Source organism: Sodalis sp. (in: enterobacteria), from assembly GCF_047607725.1.
In the GTDB taxonomy this organism is placed as follows: Bacteria; Pseudomonadota; Gammaproteobacteria; order Enterobacterales; family Enterobacteriaceae; genus JBLKSS01.
In genome coordinates, this window is the sequence record NZ_JBLKSS010000143.1 from 1 (window position 1) to 14,159 (window position 14,159).

Genomic DNA, 14,159 nt, shown 5'->3' on the forward strand with positions numbered 1-14,159 from the left:
GCGTTCTTCTTTTTACGTGCCATGCCATACCCCAGGAAGCTAAAAGTCTCCAGAGTATGGCGGAACAGAAGATGAGCGATCGGACAGAATCGGAATCGCTGATCGGGCGACCGGAATCAGTGATCGGGTGAAATCGGAATCAGTGATCGGAGGTGACCGGAACCAGCAACCCTGCCGCCGAACGTGATCGTTTTCGCGACTCTGAACGCCCTGCCGCCAGCTGCGCCCGTTTTCCTGACCACCAAACTTCCGCGCAAGCCGAGCCGCCTTCGCGCCGCCCCATGTCAGGCAGCGCGGCGAGGGTGGTGATGCCCCATCGCCGCTTTACGCCCCCTGGCGCCCCGCTGAAAACAAAACAGCCGATGAAAATTCACCGGCTGTGAGCGGCGCATATGTCTGAAGGCGATGCGCGCGTTGCGCTACGCGTTCGGCGGGAAATCGCCGTACTGTCGTCAGGCCTCAATCGCCAGACGAATTTTCTTCATGGCATTTTTTTCAAGCTGGCGTACGCGCTCCGCGGAGACCCCGTACCGATCGGCCAGCTCCTGCAGCGTGCTTTTGTTGTCGTCATCCAGCCAGCGCGCGCGGATGATGTCCTGGCTGCGCTCATCGAGACCTTCCAGCGCCGCGCTCAGCTTGTCGGCGGCGTGATCGTCCCAGTTGTCCTCTTCGATGCCGTCGGCGAAATCGGACGATTTATCCTGCAGGTAAAGCATGGGCGCCATCGGCTGCCCTTCGCGGGTATCATCTTCCGGCGTGGGATCGAAGGTCATATCCTGCGCGGCCATGCGGGATTCCATCTCACGGACATCCTTGCTGGTCACGCCCAGCTCTTTGGCCACCATTTCCACTTCGTCCTGGTTGAACCAGCCCAGGCGCTGCTTGGTTTTACGCAGGTTAAAGAACAGCTTGCGCTGCGCCTTGGTGGTCGCCACTTTCACAATACGCCAGTTGCGCAGCACGTATTCGTGAATTTCTGCCTTGATCCAGTGGACCGCAAACGACACTAGCCGCACGCCCACTTCTGGATTGAAACGGCGGACGGCTTTCATCAGGCCGATATTGCCTTCCTGAATCAGGTCAGCCTGAGGCAGGCCGTAACCGAAATAGTTACGTGCAATATGAACAACAAGGCGCAGGTGAGACAGGATCAGCTGCTTGGCCGCCTCCAAATCGCCCTGGTAATGCAGCAGTTCAGCCAGCGCCCGCTCTTCCTCCGCCGTCAGTATCGGATAGGCATTGGCGGCCCTGACATAGGCTTCCAGACTGCCCTGGGGAACATAGGCTAAAACTTGCATATCTTTGATCATTCATGACCTCTCGCTAGAAACTTGGACGCCGTTCTTCAAAAAGTCCGCACCAGGACGCGACTTACCGTCATTGAACGGCCGATGATAAGACCGCGATCCCGTCGGTGAGTTCAGCAACCGCGGCCTTTATCCCGATCTCATTATACCAAAAAAATGTCAGTCAGGTGTAAACCGGCGTAAATGTTGTACCGTCGCCAGCCAGGCCGCAAGCCAGCCAATCATGGACGAAATCAGCAGCAAGAGAATGGCTTCATCCCAGCTCAAGCCGTGCAGCACGAACGTGGTGCCAAACACCGCCGCCACATTCGCCACCACCGATTCGAGCTGCCAGACCAACGTGCCGGACAACATCAGCGACAGCACCGCGCCGCCCAGCCCCAGCAGCGCCCCGCCGTTTAAAAAGGCCTTAGGATAAACCCATCGGTGGCGCCGATCAATTTCATGACGTTGATGGTATCGCGCCGGCTGAAAATACTCAGACGAATGCTGTTGCCGATAACCAAGAAAACCGCGATAACCATCAGGATGCCTATCATGGCGGAGACCTTGCCGACCAGGCCGGTCAACGCCGCCAGACGGGCGAACCAGCTGTCGTCCATGCGCACCTCATCCACGCCCTGGGTGGCGGCGACACGGTCGCGCAGCGTCTTAAGCGTGTCGCCGCTCTGGAAATTGACCTTTGGCGTGATAATGGCCACCGCCGGCAGCGGATTTTCCTCCAGCATGTCCATCGCGCCGCCAAAGCCCGACCAGTTGCGGAACTCGCCCATCGCCTCTTCGCGCGAAAGATAATTGACCTTGGCGACGCCGTCCTCCTGCTTGAGTACGCCAATCACCTTCAGGGCCGCATCGTCATCCAGCACTTTATCCAGGTACACCGTCAGCTGCGGCGTCGGGTACCACTGCTCCGCCGCCTGGCTGACGTTTTTCCATACCAGATAACATAAACTGGGCAACGTCAATGAAATGGCAATCACCATCACAGTTAACAGCGTAGCCAGCGGCTGACGCCCCATATCCGCCAGCGTATTCAGCCAGGTATAGCGCCACTGCTGCTTCCAGCCGCCGCGCAGCGCCTTGGATTTCGCCGCTTTCGCCTCTCCCGCCGTTTGCGTGCGCGGCGTTTTCGCCGGCTTGTTCGCACGCGTGGGCCGGTTGAATTTATTCGCCATGGACGCCCCCGGACATTCTTCCCTGATTGAGCGTAAAGATACGGTAATTCCGACGCGCTATCAGCCCGGTATCGTGGGTCGCCATCAGCACCGTCACGCCGACGCGGTTAAATTCTTCAAACAAACGCAGTATGCCCTCGGACAGCGCATCGTCCAAGTTGCCCGTCGGCTCGTCCGCCAGCAATACCGCCGGCTTGTTGACCACGGTGCGGGCAATGCCGATGCGCTGCTGTTTCCCCGCCCGATAATTGCACCGGGAAATTGCGCGCTTTGTCCAGCAGGCCGACTTTATCCAGCGCCGCCGAGACCCGGTGGCGGATATCCTCCAGGCTGGCGCCGGCGATCACCAGCGGTATCGCCACGTTGTCATAAACGGTCCGGTCCATGAGTAGATGATGATCCTGGAAGATCATCCCGATCTGACGGCGCAAAAACGGGATTTCGCTGTTTTTCAGCCGGCTGATATCGTGACCGCCAAATAAAATATGCCCCGCGCTCGGGCGCTCAATGCCGCATATCAGTTTCAGCAGGGTACTTTTCCCCGCCCCGGAATGGCCGGTCAGAAACGCCATCTCAGCCGGACGGAGGTGAAAATCTACCCCTTGCAGCGCCTGTCGTCCACCAAGATAGGCTTTGCTGACTTGTTCAAAGCGAATCATCCTTTTTTAATCCTCTCGGGCAAAAAGTGCCTCAATAAAATCGTCGGCTTTAAAGGGCCGCAAATCCTCAATACCCTCCCCGACGCCAATATAGCGAATCGGGATGCCGAATCGGTCCGCCACGGCAAAAATGACCCCGCCTTTGGCGGTGCCGTCCAATTTGGTCAGCGTGATGCCGGTCAGTCCCACCGCGTCATTGAATAAGTTGGCCTGGCTGACAGCATTCTGCCCGGTGCTGGCATCGAGGGTCAACATAACCTCATGGGGGGCCTCAACGTCCAGCTTTTTCATTACCCGAACGATTTTCTTCAGCTCGTCCATCAGATGCGCTTTATTCTGCAGCCGCCCCGCGGTATCCGCTATCAGCACATCAATACCGCTCGCTTTGGCCGCCTGGATTGCGTCGAAGATGACCGACGCGGAATCGGCGCCGGTCTGTTGCGCCACCACCGGGATACGGTTGCGCTCGCCCCATACCTGAAGCTGCTCCACCGCCGCGGCACGGAAGGTATCCCCCGCCGCCAGCATGACGCTTTTGCCTTCAGCCTGATATTGCCGGGCGAGTTTGCCGATGGTGGTGGTTTTCCCCACGCCGTTAACACCGACCATCAGGATAACGAACGGAGTCTTGCCCGTCATCTCCAGCGGCCGCTCGACATTAGCCAGGATGGCCGCCATATCCACGCGCAATTGGCTGTACAGCGCCTCGGCGTCCTTGAGATGGCGGCGTTCGACGTGGGCAGTCAAACCCTCGATTATTTTGCGCGTGGTCTCGACGCCCACGTCGGCGACGAGCAATTGCTCTTCCAATTCCTCGAACAAATCATCATCGATTTTCTTGCCGCGGAACAATCCGATAAATCCGGATCCCAGGTTCTGTTGCGTCTTCACCAGACTGTTTTTCAGCCGGGCGAAGAATCCGGCACGCTCGGGCGCCGGGGGCACGCCGTCTTCCGCCGGCCGCGGTACGGTCTCCTCATCCGGGGTGACGTCCGCGGCCAGCGTTAGCGCCGCGGCATCGGCAATCACGATCGACGAGGCGATGGCGTCGTCTTCGGAGGGCGCCGCGTCATCTTCGGATGGCGGGGCAACAGCGTCAGCGTCGTTCTCGTCGGGAGCGGCGGCAAACGCAGCGGCCATCGGCGTTTTATCGCTGGCGACGGCGTGGCTCCGCCACGTCGCCATCTGCTCGGTAAGAGAAACAATTTCAGCGGCGATGCGCTGTGCGTCACGCTCGCGGGCAGGGGCATCCGCTACGGGCACGCCAGCCTCCGCATCCGGTGTCGAGGTCTGCTCAAAGGCGGCTGTTTCCGCCTCCGTATGCGATAACGCCTCTTCGCGCGCCGCGGTGGAAGCAACTGGCGCGTCGGTTCCGCCCCCGGCGCCGGTTGCGTCGGTCTCCCGTCCGGCTTCCGGCTCGCTGCCCGCGTCATCGTCCTGACGGTTAAAGCCTAACCAGGAAAGAAAACCGCGTTTTTTCTCTTTTGCCATTTGCGACTACACTCCTCGCCCAAGATAGAGGACGGATAAATAACCTGTCTGATAATACTCAGAGTTTACCACTTTACTCCGGCGGGCAAAATGCGTCGCGGCGGGGTTTTGTCCCACAGGACAAATCAAATGCGAATTACCATTTTCCCCGCCTCTTTGCCCCGCTAGAATAGACTATCGTTGACATTCGTTGTGGTCTTTGCGCGCTTTGACTCGTAACAAGATATCTATGGCAAATAACAATACCGCCCGCTCCGCCGGTCAAATTCGTATCATCGGCGGGCGCTGGCGCGGTCGTAAGCTGCCGGTGCCCGACAGCCCGGGTCTGAGGCCGACCTCCGACCGCGTGCGGGAGAGGCTGTTCAACTGGCTGGCGCCCGTCATCCAGGAGGCGCGCTGCCTGGATTGTTTCGCCGGCAGCGGTGCATTGGGTCTGGAGGCGCTATCGCGCGGTGCCGCCAGCGTCACGCTGCTGGAGCAGGATCGCGCGGTCAGCGCGCAGCTCGCCAGGAATCTGCAGGTATTGCAGGCGCAGCAGGCGCAGGTCATTACCGCCGACAGCCTGCGCTGGCTCGCGCAGCCGGGTGATGCGTTCAATGTGGTCTTTATCGATCCCCCCTTCCGGCAAGGCATGATAACCGACACCGTGGCCGTACTGGAGCGGCACCGGCGTCTGGCCGACGACGCCTGGATTTACATTGAAACCGAAACGGAAGGCCCCGCTCCCGAGGTGCCGGCCCACTGGCAGCTACATCGGGAAAAAGCCGCCGGGCAAGTAGCGTACCGGCTCTATATCCGTCACGCTACGCCGGAGAAGCAATATGATACTGATTAATTTGGGCCGTCTGTTAATGCTAATGGTATGGGGATTTTTGTTGTTCAACCTGATTCAACCGTTCCCGAAGCCGCTGAAATATTTCCTTGATATTGGTCTTTTTTTCATGGTGGTGATGCATGCGCTGCAACTGACGCTGCTGAAAGCCACGCTGACCAAAGATGAGGCCAAGCCCAGCGCCGCTTTTCAGACGCGGGTTTTCCTTTTCGGCGTGTTTGAAATGGTCGCCTGGCAGAAGAAGCAGCGGGCACAGCGCACCGCCGGCCGCGGTCGTTAACGCCCGTCAAGGCTACGCCGAAACACCAACGCCCCGCGGACGGGGCGATGACGTTTTAACGGTATCTTGCCGGAGAATTACGGCTTCTTACCGGGCAAATAGGGGAATATCATCACGTTATCGCCCAGATCGGAAATGCGGGCGCTGCTCTTTTCCGTCACGACGTCGATGCGAATGACCGCCTGCAGCAGAATGTAACTGCGGCTAACGCCGCTGAACTCCGTTTTCAGTTTTTCTTCAGAGGGGTCGACCACCAGGCTGGCGTGGCTGCTGAACACAAAATCGCCGATTTCGATAAAGCCGAACAGGGGGCTTTGACTCAGCTCACGTACAAATAACTGATAATTTTTGCCATTATTAATAAACTGAATACGATAAATAGGCTGCTCGCTGCTCATAAGCCTGCTGTCTCCCGCAATGTGTACGCATGAATTGCGCAGGAAAAAAGTGGCGCTAACATAGCATGATGGCCGACAACGCGCATCTGCCTCGACAAGGATGTCAAAGCCAGGGCACGCCAACGCCGTTGCGTGATGCCCCGGATGGCCGCCATCGCGGGCTAGATCGCCGAAAATCCACTCACCACGCACCAAAAGGAACACCAATGCTTTGGTCTTTTATGGCAGTAGTCTTCTCGGGATGGCTGTACGTGGACGCCTCTTACCGTGGACCGGTCTGGCAGCGTTGGCTGTTTCAGCCCATCACGCTGCTGCTGCTGCTGGCGCTCGCCTGGCAGGCGCCAGGCCTCACCGCCACCGGCTATTTGATCCCCCTAGGCCTGCTGGCCACGCTGGCCGGCAGCGCACTGCTGATGCTGTCGAGCGAACGGCTACTTTACGCCGTCGGCGCGTTTTTTCTCTGCCATGTACTTTACACCATTGGTTTCGCCAGCCATATGACGCTGGCGATATTCTGGCCGTTGCCGCTGACGCTGCTCATCCTCGGCGCGGTGCTGATTATGTTGCTCTGGTCCCGGCTTGACGAGTTGCGCTGGCCCGTGTGCACCTATATTGGCGTCACACTTTTGATGGTATGGGTCGCGGGCGAACAATATTTCCAGCTCGGCAACGACTACACCTTCTCACTGCTGGCGGGAACCGCGTTGCTGCTGGTGGTGGCGGGCGTGTGGTTAATCAGTCATTACCGCTACCCGTTCGATGCCGCCCGCGCGCTTATCGCCGCGTGCTACTTCGCCGGCCATTTTCTGATCGTGCGGTCGCTGTATCTTTGACTCGCCCTGGTTCGCGGCCGTCGGACGTCAGGCCGCCGCCAACCCCTTACGCAACAGGTAGCGGTAGGGCAGTTGTTCCGTGGCCTGCGCCAGCAGGGTATGCTCCATGAACCGGCAAAAGCCGGGAATATCGCGGGTGGTGGCAGGATCGTCGGCAATAATAAGCAAGGTCTGCCCGTCGGCCATATGGCGCACGGCTTTACGCACCATCATGACGGGTTCGGGGCAGCGCAGGCCGCGAGCGTCCAGGGTTTGATCCGCGGCGGCAAAAGCATCAGGCATACATAAATTCCACATTAATCTTTAAAGCATCTGGCCGCTAGTTTACGCCGGTAAACGACAGCTGCAAGCGGCGCAGCGGTTAAACGATTCTCCCGTTGCATTGACGGTGCAAAACGCTATCATGCGCGCCGCGCGCTGAAAAAATGCACTGGGCATTCTGGGTTCCCTCACCCCATTGTTAAAAAGGTTACATCATGTTCAGATTTTCGCCACGGCAGCGGCTACACGCCTTGATAGGGCTGGCGCTGTTTCATTTGTTGATTATTACATCAAGTAATTACCTGGTGCAGCTGCCGGTATCGATTTTTGGCTTCACCACGACCTGGGGCACGTTTAGCTTTCCTTTTATCTTTCTCGCCACCGACTTGACGGTACGGATTTTTGGCGCCCCGCTGGCGCGCAGGATTATTCTCACGGTGATGGTGCCCGCGCTGCTGATATCCTACTGCGTCTCGTCGCTGTTTTATCAAGGGAAATGGCAGGGATTTGCCGCGCTGGGAACGTTCAACCTGTTTGTGGCCCGTATCGCCTGCGCCAGTTTTATGGCTTATGCCCTGGGCCAGATTCTGGATGTACACGTTTTTAACCGCCTGCGCCAGCGCGGCAGCTGGTGGAGCGCCCCGACCGTTTCCACGCTATTTGGCAACGCCTCCGACACCGCGGCATTTTTCTTCATCGCTTTCTATCAGAGCCCGGATCCGTTTATGGCAGCGCACTGGATCGAAATAGCCACGGTGGACTATAGCTTTAAGCTTCTGATAAGCATGATTTTCTTCCTGCCGATGTATGGCGTGCTGCTCAACCTGCTGCTTAAACGTTTCGCTCGCCAGACCAATTCCGGATTACTCCGGCTAAGTTAATCCTGCCTTTGCGCTAAAATCTGCGCATGCTAAACCGCTTGCGGGCGGTGGACGTTTAACCGTTTACGGGTTTGTGAACGCTTACCTGCTTGCGGATCGGTTAACGCCCTCCCGCTTGCGCGACGCTATCACAAGCTTCGCTTAAAAAGACGCAACCGCCGGCAGGGAATGCTATGTTTTCTAGAGTTAATCCCGCCGGTCAGTGCATATCAAGGCGCCGGAATAACGGGTAGACAGCACCCCAACGGCGAATACCCCCGCTGCCGCTGACAGCGTAATCTGCTCATGGGATCCACCGCCTAGACGGCGGGATAATATGGAGTTGAAGGTAAATCTATGCGTAAAGTAGCGAAGTATCTGGGCATTGGGATGCTGGTTCTCGGCCTGTCGGCCTGTGATAACAGCAAAGATCAGGAGACCGCCGGCGCACCTGAGGGCGCGGCGCAGGCCCAGGCGGAAAATAAAATCAGCCTGTTGAATGGTAAGTTGGCATTTACACTGCCGGGGGATATGAGCGATCAAAGCGGTAAAGTCGGGACGCAAGCGAATAACATGCATGTATATGCGGATTCGACGGGCCGTAAAGCGGTGATCATCATCTTGAGCGACGACACGCCGCAGGGACTGGATACGCTGGCGAAGCGGCTGGAAGACGAGCAGCGCGCCCGCGATCCGGATTTACAAGTGCTCACCAATAAAGCGATCTCCGTCGACGGCAAACCGCTGCAGCAGCTGGACAGCATTATCGCCAGCGGCGGCAAGCAGGCCTATTCGGCGGTCGTGTTGGGTAAAGTGGACAATCATCTGCTGACGATGCAGGTTACCCTGCCGGCGGACGATCAACAGAAAGCGCAGAGCGCGGCGGAAAGTATTATTCATACGCTAAAGTTTGAATAACGTCGGCAACGCCGCGTTTCTACGGCATGATGACGCGACCCGCGTGAGTTAGCGCCCAGCTCATGAATCCGTGGGCGTCTGCGGCGGCCTTCGGGCAACAGGACCAGCGACCCGTTGGCCCGGTTTTAGCTCGCTGTCAAAATAACCGCTGTCGCGGGCCTGCGGCATGTCCATTAAGCATGCTGCCAACATAACCGCCATCGCGCGCCGCCCGCATGCCGTTTTGAGGCCTCCGCGTTGCCGGTACGACGGCTTAATAGGGCTCCTGCACGTCGGCGTCGCACAGCTGGCGCCGGCGCAGGGATAGGGTCATGAGCAGCCCCGCAAACACCAGCAGGGCGGCGGCGAGATAAATGGAGGCGGCCCCGGCGCGCGCCATCAGCATCCCAGCCAGCGGGCCGACTATACCCAGCGACAAATCCATAAAGGCGGTGAACGTCGCCAGCGCACTGCCCTGGTTCTGCGCCGGGACCTGTTTCATGGCCACGACGCCCAGCGCCGGGAACACCAGGGAGAAACCGGCTCCGGTTAGCAGCGCGCCGAGTTGAGCGGTGAACGGCGACAGCGCCAGCCAGACCAGCAACAGGCCGATAATCTCGACCGTATAGCACACTAACGAGACCAGTAAACCGCCGTAGCGGTTAATGCTGTTGGGAAACAGCAGCCGGGTGCCGACAAAAGCGGCGCTGAACAACGTCAGGGCAAAAGCCCCGCCGTCCCAGCCGTGGGCGGCGTAGAACAGCGTGATAAACGTCGCTATCACGCCGAAGCCGCAGGAAGCGAACCCCAGTACCAGCCCATAGCGCCAGATTTTGCCCACTACGGCGCTGAAAGGAATTTTCTTGCCGGCAAGGGTTTTTACCGTCTGCCGGGGCAACGCGAAGCCGATAGCGACGCCGGCAATCAAGATAATCACGGCGGAGAGCAGCCCTAGCCCACCCAGGTGATGCAGCCACACACCAAGCGGCGCGCCAACGGCCAGGGCGCTATAGCTGGCGACGCCATTCCACGAGATGACCCGGCCGATATGGCTGGACCCCACCGCGCCCACGCCCCAAAGCGTCGCACCGGTGCCAACAAAACTTTGGCCGAGCCCGAGAATCACCCGCCCCGCGCACAAAAGCGTCAGCGCCATCACCGGCAGGAACTCGGTCCACAGCGACAAAAGATAACACACGCCGCTCAGCAAGCAGCCGCCCAGCCCGAGCACAACAATGCGCTTAGGGCCGACCCTGTCGGCATAGCGCCCGGCGTAAGGCCGGCTAAGCAGCGTCGCCAGGTATTGCAAACTGACCACCAGCCCAGCCCAAAAGGCGCTATATCCCATATGATCATGCATATAACCCGGTAAAACTGCGAGAGGCAAGCCAATGGTGAGATAGTTAACGAAGTTGAACACCACCACAGAAAGAATACGCCGGGTAAGACGCCACCAGCGGGTAACCGGTTGGGGAGAAGATCCTGGTGAGGGCATCGAAAACTCGCGGCAAAGAACACATTAACGGCGGAGACATACCCCACCCGACACATGGTTGACAAGTATAACAAAAAGTGTGGCTTGGATCATGGTACATCTGACCAAAATGTGGTCGTTTTGACGCAGTTTTGTCAGGCGGTAGCGGCTTTGACGCCGCTGACGCTCTGCTTGGGCCGCGCGCCCCGCGCGGGAGTTTACCGATATGGCGGGCAAACGCGTTTTTCACGGACGCGCCTACGGACGGAGAGGACGGTACCTGGGGAAGATGACATCCCTCCCACCGGCAACGCGCGGGCCGCTCAGCGGGCCAAATAGACCTTGAGCACGGCCGCCGCCTGCAAAAGCGCGCTCTGTACGCCGGAAACCTGCGCGAGAGGATTGAGCAACCCATAATCATGGATAAGTCCGCCGTAGGTCACAAGGGTCGTGGTAACGCCCGCCTCATTCAGTTTGCGCGCATAGGCCACCCCTTCATCATGCAATACGTCATACTCCGCCACCTGCACCAGTGCCGGCAGCAAACCGGCCAGCTGTTCAGGCAGCGCTCGTAGCGGCGAGGCGGTGATTTCCTGGCGCTGGGCCGGATCGGTCGTGTACTTGTCCCAGAACCATTCCATMATGCCTTTGGTCAGGAAATACCCTTCCGGGTAGCGCTGATAGGAATCGGTGGCAAAATTCGCGTCTGTCACGGGCCACAACAGGATTTGACAGGCGAGGTAGGGTTGTACCGTGCTCTTTCGCCATCAGGCTCACGACGGTAGCCATGTTGCCGCCAACGCTGTTTCCCGCCCCGGCCAGACGCGTGCCGTCGACATCAATAGCGTTACCGTGCTCGGCCACCCAGCGCGTCGCGGCGTAGGCCTGATTAATTGCGACCGGATAACGCGCCTCCGGTGAGGGAGTATAATTGACAAACACCCCCACAACGCCGCTGGCGACCACCAGATCGCACACCAAACGCTTGTGGGTAAAATAATCGCCGAGTACCCAACCGCCGCCGTGGAAAAAAACGAAAGCCGGTAGCGCGCAGGCGATGTTGGCCGGACGGAAGATATTCAGGCTCAGCGGCTGACCGTCGACGGTGATAATCTGCTCCGATTCCTCAACGCCGCTCATATCAATGGCGACCGATTTTTGGACGTCAGTGAGCACTTGACGGGCTTGCGCCGGCGGCAAACTTTCCACAGGGGGCGCATCGGCATTGTTCAAGGCTCGCAGAAAGGCTTCAACGTGACGATCGGTGCGGGCCTGTTCCGGTTTTATCGGGGGTTGACTCATTATCGTCTCCTGGCAGAGTGATGTGTCCTTTAAAGCGTAGTACGGCGGCCCAAGATTGCCTGCCGTTACGCGTTTGGCCAGGCGTTCGGCACTCAACGTTGTGCGTACGAGGTTCGGTGCGCGCGCCGCGCGTGGCGTAAGACGTTCGGCATACGGCGTTATCGTTGGGCGTTGGGCGATGAGTGGAACCTTGTTTACGCCAAGACGACCCGACGAAAGCCCTTTATAATGCGGTGACGGCACCATTAGCGCGGGGAACAGGTATGATTGAGATCTGGGGCAGAAAGACGTCCTCCAATGTGCAGGCATTGATGTGGTGCATAGGGGAGATCGGGCTACCGTTTGTCCGCTACGATATCGGCCATCGCTACGGCGCTTTGGACTTTTGGCCGTCGGAACATCAGGCCCGGGCGCATGTGGATAAATGGGCGGAGTGGGCCAAAATAAACGTCGCGCTCAATTTCACCGCCCCCGTATTCTGGCGGGTTGTCAGAACCGCCGCCGGCGAGCGGGATGCGCTGGCTATTCGCCAGGCGCTCGAGAGGCTTCATCACTATCTGGCCATGGCGGACGCACAAATTGCTCGCGAGGGTTATTTGGCCGGCCGCGCTTTTACTTTGGCGGATATCCAGTTCGGCCATTTGCTGTACCGCTATTTTACCATCGCCATCGATCGTCCCGTTTTTCCGGCGATCGCGCAATATTATCAACGATTGACCCAACGTCCCGCTTTTGCGGAGCATGTAATGGTGTCTTACGACGAATTACGCGTACCTTAGATTCTCTGGCGCGCGGCGCCAGTTTTGCCTGGCGGGCCGGAGCAGTCAGTTAGCTGAAAAAAAAGGGCGCCGAATATCGCCCATGGGCGTGCTTCCTTCGGTCCAACGGCGCCGGCATTTTCCCGTCGTCACCGAAATATAATTATCATCACTTGTGCTGGATTCCAGGTCATTATTGGCAGGGTATTCTTTCGAATCGGCAAAAGGTAAAACACTTCATCGGGAATAGAATTGTTATCGGCAATCCCCTACTGTAAAAAAGAATTTCCCTTTTACAGAATTACAGCCTCAGGAAAGAGAATCGTTTTCTCTTAATTATCATAATATTAGAAAACCCTATCGCCCCGTGGGTACCGTCTGCCGGAATAATCCACCCAACGGCGGCATAGGCATTTCAGGCTAAAAACGTGTATTCTGCAACGCGTTTATATTTAACCCTTTTTCAACCTGGGAGGGATAATGACAAGGATGACGCCGCTCATGCAGGAACAGCAGTACTTCTTTTTAGGTGAATATTTGGCATAAGATATAAGAAAAAAATATTACGAGTTTTGAATTTCAAAAAACTATCATGCTTCTAGAGCCTAAAAAAGAATCAATCTCTTCTCCCGCCGGCGAATTGATAAGAAATTTATTCCCGGACGATGATATTAAGCAGTACTAATAATCAACTCGCGTAAATAAAGGCAAAGCGGTCAAAAAAATGGATGCTCTCACGTTGTCCCTGGATCATGTCGGTCTAGCGGTAAAAGATCTCGCCAAAGCAAAAGACGCTTACCAAAAATTAGGCTTTACCCTCACGGCCCTCAGCATGCAGGCACGAGCGAAGCCGATGGCAAGATCGTACCCTGGGGATCCGGTAATCATTGCGCCATGTTCGCACAAGGTTATTTCGAGATAATCGGCCTGATGGATGCCGACATGCCCAGCAATGTGAAGAAAATGGTGGAGCGCTATGAAGGATTACATATTGTCGCCATGCAATGCCCCCGCGCTGACGACGCCTATCCGCTATTAATCGATGCCGGCGTACCCGCCTTAAAGGTAAGCGTACGCCCAGCGCCGTCTGTTAATTCCCCATCAAGTTATTGAAGATGATGTCCATTATTTTTTTAATGGGCGCAATTCATGAAACAAACCCCACGAAAACCCTCAAGACGTCGTCCCAATTTCCCGCTGGACTTTAACAGTAAGCTGGTTGAGCAGGCGCTCCAGCCCGGCGTATCCATTGCCAAGCTGGCACGGGATAACGGTATCAATGACCATTTGCTGTTCAACTGGCGCCAGCTCTACCGTCAGGGCAAGTTCGGTGTCCAACCTAAAATCCCTACTACACAGCAGGCTGAGCTACTGGCGGTTACACTCACCGCCGAACCATCACCCTTACGTTCTCCTTTACCCTCTGCCGAACCAGTTACTTGCGACATTGAGTTCACCTGTGCCCGGTTACGGCTGGCCGGCAATCTGACACCGGCGCTGTTATGCGCACTTATCCATGAAGTCAAAGGCCCGCAATCATGATGGGGAATTAACAGACGGCGCTGGGCGTACGCTTACCTTTAAGGCGGGTACGCCGGCATCGATTAATAGCGGATAGGCGTCGTCAGCGCG

13 protein-coding genes and 4 pseudogenes are annotated in these 14,159 nt (G+C 57.4%); 9 read left to right on the forward strand and 8 right to left on the reverse strand.

Going from position 1 to position 14,159, the window contains the following annotated elements; genetic code table 11:
- Positions 1–452: 452 nt before the first annotated feature.
- From rpoH to ftsY, 4 genes and pseudogenes are all read right to left on the reverse strand, one after another.
- Positions 453–1,310 carry an RNA polymerase sigma factor RpoH gene (gene rpoH / locus ACMX3H_RS13085; protein ID WP_415211144.1) on the reverse strand — a complete coding sequence of 286 codons (858 nt, stop codon included), beginning with the start codon at positions 1,308–1,310 and terminating at the stop codon, positions 453–455.
- Between the two features lie 156 nt (positions 1,311–1,466).
- Positions 1,467–2,482, reverse strand: a pseudogene (ftsX, locus tag ACMX3H_RS13090) (permease-like cell division protein FtsX).
- Positions 2,472–3,141: pseudogene (ftsE, locus tag ACMX3H_RS13095) on the reverse strand (cell division ATP-binding protein FtsE). Before ftsE ends, ftsX begins: the two co-directional pseudogenes overlap by 11 nt.
- 6 nt (positions 3,142–3,147) lie before the next feature.
- A complete protein-coding gene (ftsY, locus tag ACMX3H_RS13100) occupies positions 3,148–4,632 on the reverse strand; it encodes a signal recognition particle-docking protein FtsY (protein ID WP_415211145.1) in 1,485 nt (494 codons plus the stop codon).
- Positions 4,633–4,861: 229 nt separating this feature from the next.
- On the opposite strand from ftsY, the gene rsmD reads away from it, so the two are divergent.
- Both rsmD and ACMX3H_RS13110 read left to right on the forward strand, forming a co-directional pair.
- Entirely contained in the window at positions 4,862–5,467 is a 606-nt protein-coding gene (gene rsmD / locus ACMX3H_RS13105) for a 16S rRNA (guanine(966)-N(2))-methyltransferase (RefSeq protein ID WP_415211146.1), read from the forward strand.
- Entirely contained in the window at positions 5,457–5,744 is a 288-nt protein-coding gene (locus tag ACMX3H_RS13110; RefSeq protein ID WP_415211155.1) for a DUF1145 family protein, read from the forward strand. The genes rsmD and ACMX3H_RS13110 overlap by 11 nt, the downstream gene beginning before the upstream one ends.
- Positions 5,745–5,821: 77 nt before the next feature.
- Here ACMX3H_RS13110 and ACMX3H_RS13115 read toward each other — a convergent pair whose 3' ends face one another.
- Positions 5,822–6,142: a DUF1820 family protein gene (locus tag ACMX3H_RS13115; protein WP_415211147.1), complete on the reverse strand. Its 321-nt coding sequence runs from the start codon at positions 6,140–6,142 to the stop codon at positions 5,822–5,824.
- 206 nt (positions 6,143–6,348) lie between these two features.
- On the opposite strand from ACMX3H_RS13115, the gene ACMX3H_RS13120 reads away from it, so the two are divergent.
- Positions 6,349–6,975 (forward strand): lysoplasmalogenase, encoded by a 627-nt coding sequence (locus tag ACMX3H_RS13120; RefSeq protein WP_415211148.1) that lies wholly within the window; start codon positions 6,349–6,351, stop codon positions 6,973–6,975.
- A 27-nt stretch (positions 6,976–7,002) separates the two neighbouring features.
- On the opposite strand, the gene tusA is transcribed toward ACMX3H_RS13120, so the two are convergent.
- A complete protein-coding gene (gene tusA, locus ACMX3H_RS13125) occupies positions 7,003–7,257 on the reverse strand; it encodes a sulfurtransferase TusA (protein ID WP_415211149.1) in 255 nt (84 codons plus the stop codon).
- Positions 7,258–7,451: 194 nt separating this feature from the next.
- Here tusA and ACMX3H_RS13130 point away from each other — a divergent pair, with 194 nt between their 5' ends.
- Together ACMX3H_RS13130 and ACMX3H_RS13135 are read left to right on the forward strand one after the other, a co-directional pair.
- Positions 7,452–8,117, forward strand: a complete 666-nt coding sequence (locus ACMX3H_RS13130) for a 7-cyano-7-deazaguanine/7-aminomethyl-7-deazaguanine transporter (protein WP_415211150.1) — start codon at positions 7,452–7,454, stop codon at positions 8,115–8,117.
- 336 nt (positions 8,118–8,453) lie between these two features.
- A complete protein-coding gene (locus ACMX3H_RS13135) occupies positions 8,454–9,014 on the forward strand; it encodes a DcrB family lipoprotein (protein ID WP_415211151.1) in 561 nt (186 codons plus the stop codon).
- 253 nt (positions 9,015–9,267) lie between these two features.
- On the opposite strand, the gene ACMX3H_RS13140 is transcribed toward ACMX3H_RS13135, so the two are convergent.
- Together ACMX3H_RS13140 and ACMX3H_RS13145 are read right to left on the reverse strand one after the other, a co-directional pair.
- Complete coding sequence (locus ACMX3H_RS13140) at positions 9,268–10,488, reverse strand: MFS transporter (protein ID WP_415211152.1); 1,221 nt, start codon at positions 10,486–10,488, stop codon at positions 9,268–9,270.
- 302 nt (positions 10,489–10,790) lie between these two features.
- Positions 10,791–11,769, reverse strand: a pseudogene (locus ACMX3H_RS13145) (alpha/beta hydrolase).
- Between the two features lie 263 nt (positions 11,770–12,032).
- Between ACMX3H_RS13145 and ACMX3H_RS13150 the strand changes: the two are divergent.
- The 4 genes and pseudogenes from ACMX3H_RS13150 (at position 12,033) to ACMX3H_RS13165 (ending at position 14,069) form a co-directional block, all read left to right on the forward strand.
- Positions 12,033–12,548, forward strand: a complete 516-nt coding sequence (locus ACMX3H_RS13150) for a glutathione binding-like protein (RefSeq protein WP_415211153.1) — start codon at positions 12,033–12,035, stop codon at positions 12,546–12,548.
- A 703-nt stretch (positions 12,549–13,251) separates the two neighbouring features.
- Positions 13,252–13,350 (forward strand): annotated as a pseudogene (locus ACMX3H_RS13155) (VOC family protein); the annotation flags it as partial.
- On the forward strand, positions 13,332–13,640 hold the full coding sequence (locus ACMX3H_RS13160; protein WP_415211156.1) for a VOC family protein: 309 nt from the start codon (positions 13,332–13,334) through the stop codon (positions 13,638–13,640). The pseudogene ACMX3H_RS13155 and the gene ACMX3H_RS13160, both read left to right, overlap by 19 nt.
- 36 nt (positions 13,641–13,676) lie before the next feature.
- Positions 13,677–14,069, forward strand: coding sequence for a transposase (locus ACMX3H_RS13165; RefSeq protein WP_415211154.1), 393 nt, complete (start codon positions 13,677–13,679; stop codon positions 14,067–14,069).
- Positions 14,070–14,159: the final 90 nt, after the last annotated feature.

Coding starts and splice junctions, on each gene's coding strand:
- rpoH (WP_415211144.1), bottom strand. CDS start 1,310: ATGATCAAAGATATGCAAGTTTTAGCCTATGTTCCCCAGGGCAGTCTG.
- ftsY (WP_415211145.1), bottom strand. CDS start 4,632: ATGGCAAAAGAGAAAAAACGCGGTTTTCTTTCCTGGTTAGGCTTTAAC.
- rsmD (WP_415211146.1), top strand. CDS start 4,862: ATGGCAAATAACAATACCGCCCGCTCCGCCGGTCAAATTCGTATCATC.
- ACMX3H_RS13115 (WP_415211147.1), bottom strand. CDS start 6,142: ATGAGCAGCGAGCAGCCTATTTATCGTATTCAGTTTATTAATAATGGC.
- ACMX3H_RS13120 (WP_415211148.1), top strand. CDS start 6,349: ATGCTTTGGTCTTTTATGGCAGTAGTCTTCTCGGGATGGCTGTACGTG.
- tusA (WP_415211149.1), bottom strand. CDS start 7,257: ATGCCTGATGCTTTTGCCGCCGCGGATCAAACCCTGGACGCTCGCGGC.
- ACMX3H_RS13130 (WP_415211150.1), top strand. CDS start 7,452: ATGTTCAGATTTTCGCCACGGCAGCGGCTACACGCCTTGATAGGGCTG.
- ACMX3H_RS13135 (WP_415211151.1), top strand. CDS start 8,454: ATGCGTAAAGTAGCGAAGTATCTGGGCATTGGGATGCTGGTTCTCGGC.
- ACMX3H_RS13140 (WP_415211152.1), bottom strand. CDS start 10,488: ATGCCCTCACCAGGATCTTCTCCCCAACCGGTTACCCGCTGGTGGCGT.
- ACMX3H_RS13150 (WP_415211153.1), top strand. CDS start 12,033: ATGATTGAGATCTGGGGCAGAAAGACGTCCTCCAATGTGCAGGCATTG.
- ACMX3H_RS13165 (WP_415211154.1), top strand. CDS start 13,677: ATGAAACAAACCCCACGAAAACCCTCAAGACGTCGTCCCAATTTCCCG.